The following is a 1,032-nucleotide window of genomic DNA, read 5'->3' on the forward strand; positions in this document are numbered from 1 at the left end:
GCGCCCTGCAAGGGAGGGTGATATTCGGCGCAGCAATTCAAATTTGTGTGTATGACCAGGATTTTGAACAGATTCTCATACTGTGTTACGTCGCTTCGCCGTACTGGATGTACCGTCTTCAACGGCGCACCTTGTACAGAACTTTGCGTGTACCGTTATAAATTGCGCGTTTTTCGGGAGGCGGTTATGGTTGAGACGGTTTGGTTGTTGTTAGCGGGAGATTTTGTGCGTCCGTATCGGTTGCCACAGGCGAGCGAGGTGGTGATTGCCGTCGATGGCGGGATGCGGCACGCGCAGGCGCTTGGTGTGGTGCCGGACTGGTGGCTGGGGGATTTTGACAGTAGCGGCGCTCTCGCTGCCGATGTGCCGCGCCTCGTTTTTCCGGTGAACAAGGATGAAACGGATTTTGAGCTGGCACTCGCTTTTGTGCGCACACGCTGGCCGCGGGCGCACTGTCTGATGGTGCTGGGCGCGGATGGCGACGAGGCGGATCATGGTTTTGGCAATTTGTGGGTGTTGCCGCGTTGTGGTCTGCCGACGCTGCTGTTGGGGCGGGGTGGCACGCGGCTGTTTGCCTGTGGGCCGGCGGAATGGCGGCTCTGCGGTCAGGCGGGCGACAAGGTGAGCGTGTTCGCGCTGTCGCCATTGGCAGGACTGTGTTATCAGGGGCTGCGCTGGGGCGCGGACGGGTTGGCGCTCGCGCCGTTTGTCGCCCTTGCCGCACGCAATGAGCTGGCGGGCAGGACGGCGACGGTGCGCTGGCACAGCGGCGCGGGGGTGGTGTTCGTGCCGCCGGGCGTGACGGCGGAATGGGCAGGTTAGCGGTTATTTACGCCGTTTTGAATGCGCTCGATACGCGGTTCACACCCCGCCCCCGCTTCGCAGTTGCCGCAGGTGGCCGGGCGGTTACGGCCTCGCCTGACCGCCCCTACGCCCTAAGGGCTGTTTGCAATTCGTTTTGGATATGGCCGCTACGCGGTTTTTCACACCCCCTCCCCGACCCTCCCCCGCTTCGCAGCACTACTGTCCGGA

Annotated in this window: 1 protein-coding gene; it reads left to right on the top strand. The window is 62.4% G+C overall.

Annotated features, from left to right (window positions below):
• Positions 1–225 precede the first annotated feature (225 nt).
• Positions 226–822 carry a thiamine pyrophosphokinase gene (locus Q0349_RS05605; protein ID WP_298079897.1) on the top strand — a complete coding sequence of 199 codons (597 nt, stop codon included), beginning with the start codon at positions 226–228 and terminating at the stop codon, positions 820–822.
• Positions 823–1,032 lie beyond the last annotated feature (210 nt).

It is taken from the genome of uncultured Cardiobacterium sp. (genome assembly GCF_938028185.1).
Lineage (GTDB): Bacteria > Pseudomonadota > Gammaproteobacteria > Cardiobacteriales > Cardiobacteriaceae > Cardiobacterium.